The organism is Pseudomonas sp. AC112 (assembly GCF_979253545.1).
This window is the reverse complement of sequence record NZ_CEEDCM010000001.1, coordinates 4,668,251-4,681,588: the sequence shown is the minus strand read 5'-3', so window position 1 is coordinate 4,681,588 and position 13,338 is coordinate 4,668,251. Positions and strand designations below refer to the sequence as shown.

Here is a 13,338-nt window from a genome sequence, read left to right as displayed (position 1 = left end):
CCACCAAGGGGTGAACGGCTGTATTTGTTGGGCAGCGGGTCAGGAATCCTGGGGCTGCGGCTTGATTTTCCCGTTATGCAAAACGGAGTGCTCGGCCAGGGTTGACGTCAAGCGGCGGATCGCAGCCTGGTCTTCCTTGAACATTGCGCGGTAGTCACCCAGCACCTTTTCTTCGATCTGGCTAAGGTTTTCCAGTTGGATCGGCGTAGTCACACCGGTCAGCACGTACAACACATCTACTCCCTTTTCGGCCACACGCGACAAGTAGTCGGCCTTGGGTGCTCGTCCTCCGCTTTCGTATTTACCTTGCGCGTTGGCTTCAACGCCTCCTATTTCACCAAACACTTTTTGCGACAGGCCAAGTCGCTCTCTCTCTTGCCTCAAACGCGAACCGATTCCACTCATTTGGATGTATGATCCTATTTGGCACACCCCAAGAGGTGACACTCTCATCTCATTGTTAAACGAACTTGAACGGTTTTGAACTATGCCCGGAATCCGTACTGCTGCACAAGCCAAGGCCTGGCTGGAACATCAAGGCAAGTCAGTTCAAGCGTTCGCTCGTGAACATGGCGTTGATCCGGCAACCACCTATCAAGTGCTCGCTGGGCGCAAAAAGGGACGGCGTGGAGAGGCCCACAAGGTGGCGGTCCTGTTGGGCATGAAAGAAGGGATCATCCTTGCTGAGGCCGATAGCCAGCACAACGCTCAGGAAGTCATTTCCTGAAGCCAGTATGCGCTTATTAGCGTCAGATGCATGGTTTAGCTTGAAGGGCAGACGCGCTCCATGCGCCAGAAGCAGTCTTCCTCACCGACAATGCTCAACCCGCGGCGCTGATAGAGCCTCCTCGCCGGATTGGTCTTGAACACGGTTAGGCGCAACAAGCCCAGGGCCTGAGCCTTGAGTGCCATCTGCTCCAACACCCAACTGCCAGCGCCCAGCCCACGACAGGCCTCGAGCATATGCAACTCGCGGATATAGAGCGCTCGGCTGTCGCGGCTCAAACTGATAAAGCCCATCACCCCATCCTCGTTGCAGACCAGCCAGTTCTCGCGGCCCGCCCAGGCGACGTCGAAGCCATCGTTGGACCACACCAGGCCGTATTGCCGGTAGTAACGGCTCATGGCGGCAAAGGTCAGGCTTCGTGCAAACGGCAGGTCCTGGTCTGTCGCCGCGCGCAGATGGAACGCCATTCAGACAGCAGCCACTTGGCCGGCCCACTGCCCGCCCTCGCGACGGGCAATCACCAGCGCCTCGCCGACACCAGGGGAGGCGGCGAGTAAACCGCCGTCAGCCGTCCAGATAGCGCTGCGACCGGCGCACACATAACCACCGGATGGGCCACCATGGTTGGCCATCAACACCAGCAGGCCATGCTCGGCCGCATAGCCCTGGAGCAACGCGCTGTCTGTGGCGTAGCCGCCCGCGCTGATCAACACGCCGGCGGCGTAAACCGTGGCGCCGGCCTCAGCCGCGAGACGCGGATGGCTGGCATGGGTGAAGTCCGCGCACACCGCCAGCGCAATTCGATCGCTGCCCCGTTCCAGGGCCGCGCCACCCTGCCCCGCGACAAATGCCAGTTCTTCGCCAGGATGCAAATGCTGTTTGGTGTAGACCGCCACGGAGCCATCCGCGGCCAACACCAACGCACCGATCAACACTCCCCCTTCAGGCGCCAGGCGGATGGGCATCCCCACCACCGCCGTCAGCCTCAGTTCCCGCGCCATGTCCCGCAGGGGCGTCAACACAGGGTCGTCAGGCGCAATCGCCAAGCCTGCCGCCAATGACGGTTCGTACCCGGTCAACGACAGCTCCGGAAACACCAGCACTTGCACGCCATGGCCGGCAGCCGCTTGCATGAATGCCAGGTGGCGTTCGATATTGGCCGGCAGGTCGCCCGCGATGGAAAGGGTTTGGGCAGCAGCAAGGGTCAGGGCAGTCATGGTCGCGTCCAAGCAATCATCATCAAGTGCCTACAAGCATATCTCGACCCATAGCGGTTGAGGTCGGTGCGCGATAGAAATTACTGATTGAATCCTCCTGCATGCCTCTAGTAAGCTCCCCCCATCATTTGGAGACCTACCATGTTGCAACTCACCCACACTCAGGTTTGCCCTGCTGCCAGCGCCTCGCGCTCGGTGTCGGCTACCCGTGTGAGCGGTTCGAGCGCAGCGGTAAGCTTTTATTTTGGGTATTGGTTTAGCCACTGGCGCGCCTGATACCTGAAATCGGCGGCCACTACTCAAGGGGTCGCCTACCAGAGAAATCTAAACCCCCGGTCGGCTCCCCGACCGGGGGTTTTGTTTTTTCAGGCCTCTATCCATTTTGCAGAACACTTAAAGGACACACGACATGAACTACGCCACTTATTACCGCTACGACACCTCCACCGCCTGGCGATTTAGCCAGCTCCGCTCGGGACAGCCTGCCGCCTCCGATCGGTCACCTCTTGGTGGCAAGCCAACACACGTAGCCAACACGGCCAATTGTCGAACACCCCAGTAGGGCAAAGCGCGCGGGAACTGCCCGCCGCTTGCCCAGGAAGCCTTGAATATGAACTCTGCCACCGCCGCTCTGCCCGTTTCTGCCCTCACCAGTGCCAATGAAGCCCTGACCCAGCGTCTGCCCAGTTCCCTGGATTTAAAGCTCAAGCTGCCGCTCAGCCCCTTCCTCAACGAACAAGTCCACGCCCATCGCCACGCCGTGCGCGCCATCCTCAATGGCGAAGATTCGCGTTTGCTGGTGATCGTCGGCCCGTGCTCGATCCACGACCCGGAATCGGCCATGGAATACGCACGCAACCTGAGAAAGCTCGCGCTGGAAGTCAGCGACCAGATGCTGCTGGTGATCCGTGCCTACGTCGAAAAACCGCGCACCACCATCGGCTGGAAAGGCCTGGCCTACGACCCGCACCTGGATGGCAGCGATGACATGGCCGCCGGCCTCACGCTGTCCCGCGAACTGATGCGCGAAATGCTGCGCCTGGGTCTGCCGGTCGCCACTGAACTGCTGCAACCGATGGCCGCCGGCTACTTCGATGACCTGCTCAGTTGGGTCGCGATTGGTGCGCGCACCACCGAATCGCAGATCCACCGCGAGATGGCCAGCGGCCTGGGCATGCCCGTGGGCTTCAAGAACGGCACCGACGGCGGCGTGGCGATTGCCTGCGACGCGATGCGCTCGGCCTCTCACCCGCACCGCCATTTCGGCGTCGACAGCCAGGGCCACCCGGCGATTATCCAGACCCCGGGCAACCCCGACACGCACCTGGTGCTGCGCGGCGGTCACCGTGGGCCGAACTACGATGCGCAGAGCGTGGCGCAGGTGAAGCACGACCTGGCCAAGTCCAAGGTGGCGGCGCGGGTCATGGTCGATTGCAGCCACGCCAACAGCGGCAAGGACCCGTTGCGTCAACCGACGGTGTTCAACGAAGTACTGGAACAGCGCCTGCAGGGCGACACCTCGCTGATCGGCATGATGCTCGAAAGCCACCTGTTCGAAGGCTGCCAGCCGCTGAGCGCGTCGATGAAATACGGCGTGTCCGTGACCGACGGCTGCCTGGGCTGGGATAGCACCGAGCAATTGCTGCGCAGTGCGGCCGAGCGTTTGCGCCAACAACACAAAACCAACTGATTGGTCGAGATCTAAATGTGGGAGCTGGCTTGCCTGCGATGGCGCAGTGTCAGGCTACAAATCTGTAGCTGATGTACTGTTATCGCAGGCAAGCCAGCTCCCACATTTGATCAGTGTTTGGCTCACGACAGGGGATACAGCGCCTCATCAAACTGCTCAAGCTTCGGAAACACCAAGGGCTGCTCATCCGCCAGCCCTTGCAGCCGTTGCTCATACCCCACCAGGAAATCCTGCCGTGCCTCGGCACTGATGTACGGCACATGCCATGCCACAAACGGCGCCAGCACGTCATAGCCCACATACGCCAGCGTCCCGCGCAGAATCGGCCGCAACATATCCTCCAGCGGTCCGTGAATCGCGCCTTCACCAAACATATGCTCGCGCCCGCCCAGGGTCACCGTGACCAGCGCACGCTTGCCCGCCAGCCCACCCTGATCGTAAAAGCGCTTGCCGCCGTAACACACGCCCGACACCAGCACCCGGTCAATCCAGCCCTTGAGCATCGCCGGCGCCGAGAACCAGAAGATCGGAAAGTTGAGGATCAACAGATCAGCCCACAGCAGCTTGTCCAATTCGCCCTGGATGTCCGCCGCGATCGACTGCTTTTTCACCCCCAGGCGCTGCTCCAGGGCATACACCAGGTAGTCGGGATTTTCCCGCGACGAAAAGTCCGCCGCCGACGCCACCGGGTTCCACTGCATGGCGTACAAATCACTGACCTGAACCTCATGCCCCTGGCGCTCCAGCGTGGCGACCGCCTGGTCGCGCAAGGCAGCGGTAAACGACTGCGGCTCAGGGTGGGCGTGAACAATCAAAACCTTCATACAAGCTCCTCAAACGGTGTGCGCTGCCCGTTGGGCCAGCAAGTGATCGAGCCAGTCCGGGTCCATTTCCGGCTCCGATGAAAACAGCAGGCCGGTGTAGTCCTGGTACGGCGGGGTAAAAATCGCGTTGCGGCTGCCCTGATCCACCACCCTGCCCCGCTGCATCACCACCACCTCGTCGGCAATCGCGCGCACGGTGGCCACGTCGTGGGTGATAAACAGGTAGGCCACGTCCAATTGCTGTTGGAGGCGGTTGAGCAACTTCAGCACGCCCTCGGCTACCAGTTGATCGAGGGCCGAGGTGACTTCGTCGCAGATGATCAGTTGCGGGTCGGCCGCCAGCGCGCGGGCGATGCAAATCCGCTGTTTCTGGCCGCCGGACAGTTCGCGCGGTTGGCGCTCCATGAACACCGCCGGGTCCAACTCGATCATCTCCAGCAACTCGGCGACCCGCGCGCGCAGGGCCTTGCCCTTGAGGCCCAGGTAAAACGTGAGCGGGCGCCCGATGATGTCGACGATGCGCTGACGCGGGTTCAGCGCGGTGTCCGGGATTTGATAGATCATCTGGATACGTCGCAGTTGCTCCTTGCTGCGCTTTCGAAAGTCCACGGGCAAGGGCGCACCGTCATACATCACCTGCCCCGCCGTTGCCGGCAGCAAACCGGTGATCAAACGCGCCGTGGAGCTTTTGCCACTGCCGGACTCGCCGATCACCGCCAGGGTCTGGCCGCGATAGAGCTTCATCGACACTTCATGCAGCACCGGTTGATGCCCATAACTGGCGCTCACCCGCTGCACATCCAACAGCGGCACTTGCTGGACCGGACACGCCTTGGGCTCGGTGCGAAAACTGCGCACTGCCCACAGCGACTTGGTGTAATCCTGCTGCGGCTGGCTGAGCATGCTGCGGGTATCGGCCTCTTCCACCAGCTTGCCATGGCGCAGCACCATGATGCGGTCGGCCATCTGTGCCACCACCGCCAGGTCATGACTGATGTACAACGCGGCGCTGCCAAAGGTTTTTACCGCGTCGCGGATGGCTGCCAGTACTTCGATCTGGGTGGTGACGTCGAGGGCCGTGGTGGGTTCGTCGAAGATAATCAGGTCCGGGTGACAGGCCATGGCCATCGCTGTCATGACCCGCTGCAACTGCCCACCGGAGACTTGATGGGGATAACGTTGGCCGATGGTTTCCGGGTTGGGCAGGCGCAGTATGCGGTACAGTTCGACCGCTTCGCGTTCAGCCTGAGCGCGGTCAATACCGCCGTTGATTACCGCCGTTTCGACGTGTTGGTCAATCAGGCGATGCGCCGGGTTGAACGACGCCGCCGCGCTCTGTGCCACATAGGCAATACGCAGGCCACGCAGTTTGCGCAGCGCTTCGGGCTTGGCCTGCAGCAACTGGATGCCGTCAAAACACACCGAGCCGCCGGTGATGCGGCAACCGTCCCGCGCGTAGCCCATCGCTGCCAGACCGAGCGTGGATTTACCCGCACCCGACTCGCCGATCAGCCCCAATACTTCACCGCGCTGCAAGGTCAGGTCGATGCCCTTGATCAGCGGGTGCCAGGCGTCTTCGTAATGCCCTTCGATCTGCAGGTTGCGGATTTCCAGCAGTGGCTTGTCCATCCTCAACACTCCTTCAGGCCGCTGGACTTATGCAGCATCCAGTCGACGACAAAATTCACGCTGACGGTGATCAACGCCACCGCCAGGGCCGGCAGCAACGGGCTGATGTCGCCGAAGGTGATCAACACCGCGTTGTCGCGCACCATGCTGCCCCAGTCGGCGGTGGGCGGCTGGATGCCCAGGCCGAGGAACGACAACGCGCTGATAAACAGGAACACAAAGCAGAAGCGCAGGCCGAATTCGGCAATCAGCGGCGCGGCGGCGTTGGGCAATACTTCGCGGGTGACCAGCCACCACAAGCCTTCACCGCGCAGGCGGGCGGCCTCGACAAAGTCCTGCACCACCACGGTCATTGCCACGGCACGCGAGAGGCGAAACACCCGGGTCGAATCCAGCAACGCAATCACCAGTACCAGTGACGTGGCGTTGGTGCCCACCACGCTCAGAATCAGCAAGGCAAAGATCAGCTGCGGAATGGCCATGAGCACATCCACCACCCGCGACAAACCCTGGTCAATCCAACCGCCTTTGATCGCCGCCACCAAGCCGCTCAAGCCACCCAGCAAAAACGCCAGCGTCGTTGTCAGGAAGGCAATGCCCAGCGTGTTGCGCGCGCCGTAGACCAAACGGCTGAACATGTCGCGCCCCAGGTTATCGGTGCCCAGCAGGAACTGGCCGCTCCAGGGCGCAAAGCCCTCGCCCACCACCTGGGTTTCGCCATAGGGCGCCAGCAACGGCGCAAACACAGCCACCGCGATGTACAACAGAATAATCAGCAAGCCGAACTTGGCGCTCAACGGCGCACGGGCCACTTGGCTCAACAGGTTCATGGGCTACCCCTTGGGATGCATCAGGCGTGGGTTGCTGGCGATGGACAACACGTCCGCCCCGGTATTGAGCAGGATGTAGGTCGCGGCAAAGATCAGGCTGCAGGCCTGCACCACCGGGATGTCACGCTTGGACACCGAGTCCACCAGCAACTGACCGAGGCCCGGATAGACAAACACCACTTCGACCACCACCACCCCCACCACCAGATACGCCAGGTTCAGCGCGACCACGTTGACGATCGGCGCCAGCGCGTTGGGCAGTGCATGCCGCCAGATAATCCGCGATTGACTGATGCCCTTCAGGCGAGCCATTTCGATATACGGGCTGGCGAGCAGGTTGATCAGGGACGCGCGGGTCATGCGCATCATCTGCGCGATCACCACCAGGCTCAGGGTCGCCACCGGCAGTACCGAGCGTTCCAGGATCGTGCCAAAGGTGGCATCCGGCGCCAGGTTGGACAGACTGGGGAACCAGCCGAGTTTCACCGAGAACACCAGGATCAGCAGGTAGGCCACAAAGAACTCCGGGAACGACACCGCGCTCAACGCCGAGGTATTGAGCAGGCGATCGAACCAGCTGTTACGGTACAGCGCCGCCAGCATGCCCAGCACCAGCGCCGTGGGCACCGAGACCAACGCTGCGAGTGCGGCCAGGCTCAGGGTGTTGCCCAGACGCGCGCCGATCAGCTCGGCGATGGGTCGCTGGTTCGCCAGGGATGCACCCAGATCACCGTGCAGCAGCCGCAGCAACCATTGCGCAAACCGCGTGGGCGGCGGCAAATCCAGGCCGAGTTGCGCACGGAACGCCGCCACGGTTTCCGGGGTGGCAGACTGGCCGAGCATGGCCTGGGCAATATCCCCCGGCAGCATGCCCACGGCGAGAAAGATGATCACCGACACGGCGAACAACGACAGCACGCCGAGGGCCAGGCGTTGGAGGACCAGTTTCAACAAGCTATTCATCGTGCGATTCCTTGACTGGGCACGCGTTCAAAGACATCACCGTCCTAATGTAGGAGCTGGCTTGCCAGCGATGAGGCCAGCGCCATCACTGCGAACTTCCGGTCCGCCATCGCCGGCAAGCCGGCTCCCACAAGGGTCAGGCCTGCCACCACCGCTCGATCAACCGCAACCCATCCAACTCGCCATAAGGCGCCGTCAGCGGTCCATGGTTGACCCGGTTCGAACGCGCCGCCACCGAGCTGGCAAACAGCGGCACAATCGCGCCGCCGTCATCCCGGCACAGCGCCTGCATTTCGTTGTACATCTCCTGGCGCAGCGGCGCGTTCATCTCGCCACGGGCGGCGTTGAGCAGTTGGTTGAAGCGCGGGTTGTCCCAGTGGGTTTCATTCCAGGCCGCGCCTTTGGCGTAGCCGATGCTGAACATGCGGTCGGCGGTCAGGCTGCTGTACCAGAAGGAGGTGGTGAACGGTTGCTTCATCCACACATTGGAGAAGAACCCGTCGGCCGGTTCGCGTACCACATCGATGTCGATGCCGGCCTGGCGTGCCTGTTCCTTGAACAACACCGAGGCATCCACCGCGCCGGTGTAGGCGGCGTCGGAGGCCTGCAGGCGTACCTTGAGCGACTCCACACCGGCCTGGCGCAGGTAGAAGCGCGACTTGTCCGGGTCGTAGGCACGTTGCTCAAGGGCGCTGTTGATAAACCGGCTGCCCGGCTGGATCGGATGGTCGTTGCCCACCAGGCCATAGCCATGCAGCACCGAAGCCAGAAGCGTCTCGCGGTTGATCGCGTGCTTCATCGCCATGCGGATGTCGTTGTTCTTGAACTCATTGCTGTCGCACAGCATCGGGAAGGTGTAGTGCTGCGCGCCCTTGGTTTCTTCAATCACCAAGCCGGGGTTGCGCTTGAGCAGTGCCACGGTTTTCAGGTCGACCTTGTTGATCACATCCACCTGCCCGGTGACCAACGCATTGACCCGCGCGGCGCCGTCGGCGATGGCGAGCAATTCGGCACTGGCGAAGTGCGCGCGGCCGGGTTTCCAGTAGTCGGGGTTGCGCTCCAGGTCCATGCGCACGCCGGGCTCGAAGCTTTTCAGGCGATAGCCACTGGTGCCCACGCCGGCTTGCCAGTCAGCCACGCCGTCCTTGGCGGGCATGATCACCAGGTGGTAATCGGCGACGACGTAGGCGAAGTCGGCATTGCCTGAATGCAGTTCGAACACCACCGCATCGCTGCCCTTGGCGCTCACGCTGGCGACATCACCCAATACGGTCTTGGCCGCCGAGGTGGACTTGGCGTCCAGGTGATGGTTGATCGAGGCCACCACGTCTTCGGCGGTCAGACTTTTACCGTTATGGAAGGTTACGCCAGGACGCAGGTGGAAGGTCCACACCCGCGCATCGGGCGTGGATTCAAAGCGCTCGGCCAGCTCAGGAATCGCGCTGCCGTCCACCGCGATTTCCGTGAGGGTGTTGTACACCGCCGAGAACCCGACAAAGGTGAAGGTATCGACCCAGGAACCCGGATCCCGGGAATCGGTGGTGCTGCCACCGGCCAGGCCCAGGCGCAGCACGCCGCCCGGTTTGGGCGTAGCATCTGCGGCAAACGCCTGCAACGGCAAGCCCATGGAAAACGCCGCGGCCACCGCGCCGGCCACGGCGCTGTGTTTGAGGAAGTCGCGGCGGTGCATCGCTTGAGTCATTTTGTTGTTGTTTTCGCTCATGGTCTTGTCTCTCTAAAGGTCAACAGGCACAGGCATGTTTCAACTCGATCAAGGTCACGCCGTTGCGTTTGAACGCGTTGCGCAGGTCCGTCTGCAATTCATCCAGGTTGCGGGGCTGGTTCACGGTGCAGCCGAACGCCTGGGCGAACAGCGCGAAATCCGGGTTGCGTGGCAGCACGCCGATGGGTTCGATATTCAGGTCGAGCATGTCGTCGCGGATCTGGCCGAGGGCGTCGTTGTTCCACAGCAGCACCACCAGCGGGCTGTCCAATTCCTCGACGGCAGTGGCCAGTTCCTGGGCGGTGTAGAGAAAACCGCCATCGCCCACCAGCACCAGGCCCGGTCGTTGCGGCGCGCCGAACTTGGCGCCGATGCCCGCCGGCAGGCCATAGCCCAAGGTGCCGTAGCCGGTGGGATGCAGCCAGCTTCGAGGGGCGCGACTGCGGTAGGCGTAGTTGCCGGTGTAGGCCAACTGGGTCATGTCGCTGCTCACAAAGGCGTTGGCCGGAAGCTCGGCTTCAATGCAGTCGAGAATGGCTTGGTGGATGGACTGCAAGGGGCCGTGGCCCAACTCGACCGCCTGCAGCAACGCGGACACCTTCGCGATGGCGTCATCCGCGTTACGCGGGGTGGACGGCAGGCGTTCCAACAAGGCTTGAACGGTCTGGCGGGCATCGCCGTGCAGCGCCACGGCACAGGGGTAGAAGTCATTGAACTTGCGCGGGTCGATGTCGACCCGCAGCAGCTCACCGCCGAGGGGCAGACGTTCGCGCCAATAGTCGGTGTCGGCCATTTCCGTACCCACCGCCAGCACCACATCCGCCTCGCTGATCAGTTGCCAGCCAGGGGCGACACACAGGGTGGAACCCGCATTGAGCGGGTCGTCGACGGGTAACAAGCCCTTGCCCGCCACACTGGTAAAAAAGGGCGCCGCCACGTGTGTGCTCAAGCGTTGCAACGCCTCGCCCGCCTCCAGTGCACCGCCACCGGCAATGATCATTGGCCGCTTGGCCGCCGAGAGCTTGGCCGCGGCCTGATCCAAGGCTTCAGCAGGCGGCAGGCCGCGACCTGGACGACGCCCCACTTCGTGGCTCCAGTCGCGCTTGATCGGCGCGGCCAACACATCCAGCGGCACCGAAATATGCACTGGGCGCGGTCGCTCACTGTCGAACACCGCGTAGGCGCGGGCGACCAGCTCGGGCAAATCCTCCGCGCTCAACGCCACCGCCGAAAACGCCGTGATCGGCGCGGTGATCGCACGCTGGTCCTGGGTTTCGTGCAGGCTGCCCCACCCTTTGCCGAGGCTGGCGGTGCTGTTGACGCTGGAGATCACCAACATCGGAATCGAATCGGCATAGGCCTGGCCTATAGCGGTGGCCGCATTGGTCACGCCAGGGCCTGTAATCACAAAGCACACGCCCGGCTTGCCGCTGACCCTGGCATAGCCGTCGGCCATGAAACCGGCGCCTTGCTCATGGCGCGTGAGCACATGCCGAATGCCACTGCCGGGCAGGCCACGATACAGCTCCAGGGTATGCACGCCGGGGATGCCGAACACTGTGTCGACGCCATACTGCGCCAGTAACCGCACCAGGGCCTGGCCGCCGGTCATGGTTTTATCGTGCATGTTCATCTCCTAGACGAATCAATGCATCGACCGCCACGGCGCCCTGGGCATTGACCAACAATGGGTTTACATCCAACTCCAGCAACTGCCCGGCGTTGGCGCAGGCGTAATCGGCGACCGCGCGGATCGCCGCCACCAGCGCGTCCATGTCCGCCCGGTCTCGACCGCGAAAACCCTGCAGCAACGAGGCGCTGCGCAGGCTGAACAGGGCATTGCGGATTGCGCTGTCGGTGGTGGGCAGCAGCAAGCTGCGGCTGTCCTTGAGCAATTCGACCAGGATGCCGCCGGCGCCAATGACCAGCGCCAGGCCAAAATCGTTTTCGCGCTTGATGCCCACGATCAACTCGGCCAGCGGTGGTGCAGCCATGGACTCCAGCAGCAGTTGGTCAAAGGCGATACCCGGCGCATAAGCCGCGATGTGCTCGCGCATCTGCGCCAGTGCGCTGGTCAGGGCCATGCCGTTTTGCAGGTTGAGCACCACGGCACCGGCCTCGGTCTTATGCGGCAGCTGGGTGCTGACTGCCTTGAGCACCAGCGGATAACCCAGCAGGTCTGCATCGCTGACAGCCCTTCCCGGCGTGCTCAGCACCCCGGCGGGCGTGGTCAGGCCGAATGCACGCAACGCCTGCTTGGAGGCCCATTCGTCGAGCGCCTCGCCGCTGCCCGTGAGGCCTTGGGGGCACAGCGGTTCGAGCATCGATTCGCCCCGCTCCAGCAAGACGCGTCGGTTGTTCTGGTAGTCGGCAATCCGCCCCCAGGCCGCCAGTGCATCTTCAACGCCCTGCAACGCCGCAATGCCTTGGGCATGCAGGCGTTCACGGGCATGGGCCGGCAGCAATTCGGGAAAGGCTGAGGTGACAAAGCCGGTCTTGCCATGGCGACTGACCGCGTTGCAGAACAGCTCCAACAGCAGGTCGCACTCCTGGCGCTCGCCCGTGAATTCGGCGGGGTAATCCAGCACCAGCATGGCGGCATCCGCTTCGGTGCGCAGGGCGGTGTCGAGCATGGTGTCGAGCGCTTCACGGTTGCCCCAGATGGCGGTCGTGAAATCCAGCGGGTTGACCAAGTTGGCATAGCTGGGCAACACCTGCGCCAGCTCACTGCGCTGGCGGTCATCGAGCTTGGGCAGGGCCAGGTGATTGCGCTCGGCATAGTCGGCAATCAGCCCCGCATCGCCGCCGGAACAGGCCAATGCAATTAGGCTATTGCCCGCAGGAAGATTGCCGCACGCCGCAGCCTTGAGGGTTTCGACAAAACTCACCGGCCCGCTGACACGGATCACGCCCAGCCGTGTGAACAGGCTGTCGTACAGCGCGTCGGAGCCGGACAGCGAACTGGTGTGACTCAAGGCCAGCTCGGCACCGATCTGCGAGACACCGGTTTTCAACGCGATAATCGGAATGCCTTTCTCCAGCGCCTTGTGCGCTGCGCGGGCGAACCCCGGTACGTTCTTCAAGCCTTCCAGGTGCAGACCGATAGCGGTGACGCGCGGCTCATCGAGCAGCACATCCATCAATTCCGCAACGCCCAATTGCGCCTGGTTACCCACTGAGGCCATGTAGGCCACCGGCAGCGAACGGTCGCTCATCGACAGGTTGTAGGCGAAGTTGCCGCTTTGGGTCAGCACCGCTACGCCCTGCTCTACCGCCTTGCCGCCATGGGCCACCGGCCAGAGTGCCGAGCTGTGCAGGTAGTCCAGCAGGCCGTAACAGTTGGGGCCGAGCAAGGCCATGTCACCCGCCGCCGTCAAGAGCTGTTGCTGCATGACCGCACCGCTGGCCCCGGTTTCGGCAAAGCCCGAGGCATAGCAGATGGCACCGCCCGTGCCGATGGCCGCGAGTTCGGCGACGCAGGTCAGCGTGAGTTCGCGGTTGGTGGCGATAAACACCGCGTCCGGCCCATAGGGTAAGTCGGCAACATGGCGCACACAGGGGACGCCATCGAGGCTGTCATGCTGCGGGTTGACCAGCCACATGGGCCCGGTGAACCCGCCATCGGCGCAGCGCTTGAGCGCACGCGCCATGCTGCGCCCGCCGACGAAAGCCAGGTGGCGGGGCGCCAGCAGGCGCTTGAGGTTGTCGCGAATAGCCTGGGACATAAGCGTTCTC

At 62.8% G+C, this 13,338-nt stretch carries 12 protein-coding genes; 2 read left to right on the top strand and 10 right to left on the bottom strand.

Annotated features, from left to right (window positions below; all coding sequences use genetic code 11):
• Positions 1-39: 39 nt before the first annotated feature.
• Entirely contained in the window at positions 40-405 is a 366-nt protein-coding gene (locus tag AC0IYN_RS21835) for a helix-turn-helix domain-containing protein (RefSeq protein WP_406596339.1), read from the bottom strand.
• 82 nt (positions 406-487) lie between these two features.
• On the opposite strand from AC0IYN_RS21835, the gene AC0IYN_RS21830 reads away from it, so the two are divergent.
• Complete coding sequence (locus AC0IYN_RS21830) at positions 488-727, top strand: DNA-binding protein (RefSeq protein ID WP_078049181.1); 240 nt, start codon at positions 488-490, stop codon at positions 725-727.
• Positions 728-762: 35 nt separating this feature from the next.
• On the opposite strand, the gene AC0IYN_RS21825 is transcribed toward AC0IYN_RS21830, so the two are convergent.
• Both AC0IYN_RS21825 and AC0IYN_RS21820 read right to left on the bottom strand, forming a co-directional pair.
• Entirely contained in the window at positions 763-1,194 is a 432-nt protein-coding gene (locus tag AC0IYN_RS21825) for a GNAT family N-acetyltransferase (protein WP_457238703.1), read from the bottom strand.
• A complete protein-coding gene (locus tag AC0IYN_RS21820; RefSeq protein WP_457247471.1) occupies positions 1,195-1,944 on the bottom strand; it encodes a carbon-nitrogen hydrolase family protein in 750 nt (249 codons plus the stop codon).
• A 610-nt stretch (positions 1,945-2,554) separates the two neighbouring features.
• On the opposite strand from AC0IYN_RS21820, the gene AC0IYN_RS21815 reads away from it, so the two are divergent.
• Entirely contained in the window at positions 2,555-3,634 is a 1,080-nt protein-coding gene (locus AC0IYN_RS21815; protein ID WP_471843181.1) for a 3-deoxy-7-phosphoheptulonate synthase, read from the top strand.
• Positions 3,635-3,756: 122 nt separating this feature from the next.
• Here AC0IYN_RS21815 and AC0IYN_RS21810 read toward each other — a convergent pair whose 3' ends face one another.
• From AC0IYN_RS21810 to AC0IYN_RS21780, 7 genes are all read right to left on the bottom strand, one after another.
• Positions 3,757-4,458, bottom strand: coding sequence for an NAD(P)H-dependent oxidoreductase (locus AC0IYN_RS21810; RefSeq protein ID WP_406596335.1), 702 nt, complete (start codon positions 4,456-4,458; stop codon positions 3,757-3,759).
• A 9-nt stretch (positions 4,459-4,467) separates the two neighbouring features.
• Positions 4,468-6,087, bottom strand: coding sequence for an ABC transporter ATP-binding protein (locus AC0IYN_RS21805; RefSeq protein ID WP_471843179.1), 1,620 nt, complete (start codon positions 6,085-6,087; stop codon positions 4,468-4,470).
• 2 nt (positions 6,088-6,089) lie between these two features.
• On the bottom strand, positions 6,090-6,917 hold the full coding sequence (locus tag AC0IYN_RS21800) for an ABC transporter permease (RefSeq protein ID WP_028619646.1): 828 nt from the start codon (positions 6,915-6,917) through the stop codon (positions 6,090-6,092).
• 3 nt (positions 6,918-6,920) lie between these two features.
• Positions 6,921-7,880, bottom strand: a complete 960-nt coding sequence (locus AC0IYN_RS21795; protein ID WP_471843176.1) for an ABC transporter permease — start codon at positions 7,878-7,880, stop codon at positions 6,921-6,923.
• 136 nt (positions 7,881-8,016) lie between these two features.
• Positions 8,017-9,603, bottom strand: a complete 1,587-nt coding sequence (locus AC0IYN_RS21790) for an ABC transporter substrate-binding protein (protein ID WP_457247475.1) — start codon at positions 9,601-9,603, stop codon at positions 8,017-8,019.
• 19 nt (positions 9,604-9,622) lie between these two features.
• A complete protein-coding gene (locus AC0IYN_RS21785) occupies positions 9,623-11,230 on the bottom strand; it encodes a 5-guanidino-2-oxopentanoate decarboxylase (RefSeq protein WP_457238700.1) in 1,608 nt (535 codons plus the stop codon).
• Entirely contained in the window at positions 11,220-13,328 is a 2,109-nt protein-coding gene (locus AC0IYN_RS21780) for an acetate--CoA ligase family protein (RefSeq protein ID WP_471843173.1), read from the bottom strand. The genes AC0IYN_RS21785 and AC0IYN_RS21780 overlap by 11 nt, the downstream gene beginning before the upstream one ends.
• Positions 13,329-13,338 lie beyond the last annotated feature (10 nt).

Coding starts and splice junctions, on each gene's coding strand:
- AC0IYN_RS21835 (WP_406596339.1), bottom strand. CDS start 405: ATGAGTGGAATCGGTTCGCGTTTGAGGCAAGAGAGAGAGCGACTTGGC.
- AC0IYN_RS21830 (WP_078049181.1), top strand. CDS start 488: ATGCCCGGAATCCGTACTGCTGCACAAGCCAAGGCCTGGCTGGAACAT.
- AC0IYN_RS21825 (WP_457238703.1), bottom strand. CDS start 1,194: ATGGCGTTCCATCTGCGCGCGGCGACAGACCAGGACCTGCCGTTTGCA.
- AC0IYN_RS21820 (WP_457247471.1), bottom strand. CDS start 1,944: ATGACTGCCCTGACCCTTGCTGCTGCCCAAACCCTTTCCATCGCGGGC.
- AC0IYN_RS21815 (WP_471843181.1), top strand. CDS start 2,555: ATGAACTCTGCCACCGCCGCTCTGCCCGTTTCTGCCCTCACCAGTGCC.
- AC0IYN_RS21810 (WP_406596335.1), bottom strand. CDS start 4,458: ATGAAGGTTTTGATTGTTCACGCCCACCCTGAGCCGCAGTCGTTTACC.
- AC0IYN_RS21805 (WP_471843179.1), bottom strand. CDS start 6,087: ATGGACAAGCCACTGCTGGAAATCCGCAACCTGCAGATCGAAGGGCAT.
- AC0IYN_RS21800 (WP_028619646.1), bottom strand. CDS start 6,917: ATGAACCTGTTGAGCCAAGTGGCCCGTGCGCCGTTGAGCGCCAAGTTC.
- AC0IYN_RS21795 (WP_471843176.1), bottom strand. CDS start 7,880: ATGAATAGCTTGTTGAAACTGGTCCTCCAACGCCTGGCCCTCGGCGTG.
- AC0IYN_RS21790 (WP_457247475.1), bottom strand. CDS start 9,603: ATGAGCGAAAACAACAACAAAATGACTCAAGCGATGCACCGCCGCGAC.
- AC0IYN_RS21785 (WP_457238700.1), bottom strand. CDS start 11,230: ATGCACGATAAAACCATGACCGGCGGCCAGGCCCTGGTGCGGTTACTG.
- AC0IYN_RS21780 (WP_471843173.1), bottom strand. CDS start 13,328: ATGTCCCAGGCTATTCGCGACAACCTCAAGCGCCTGCTGGCGCCCCGC.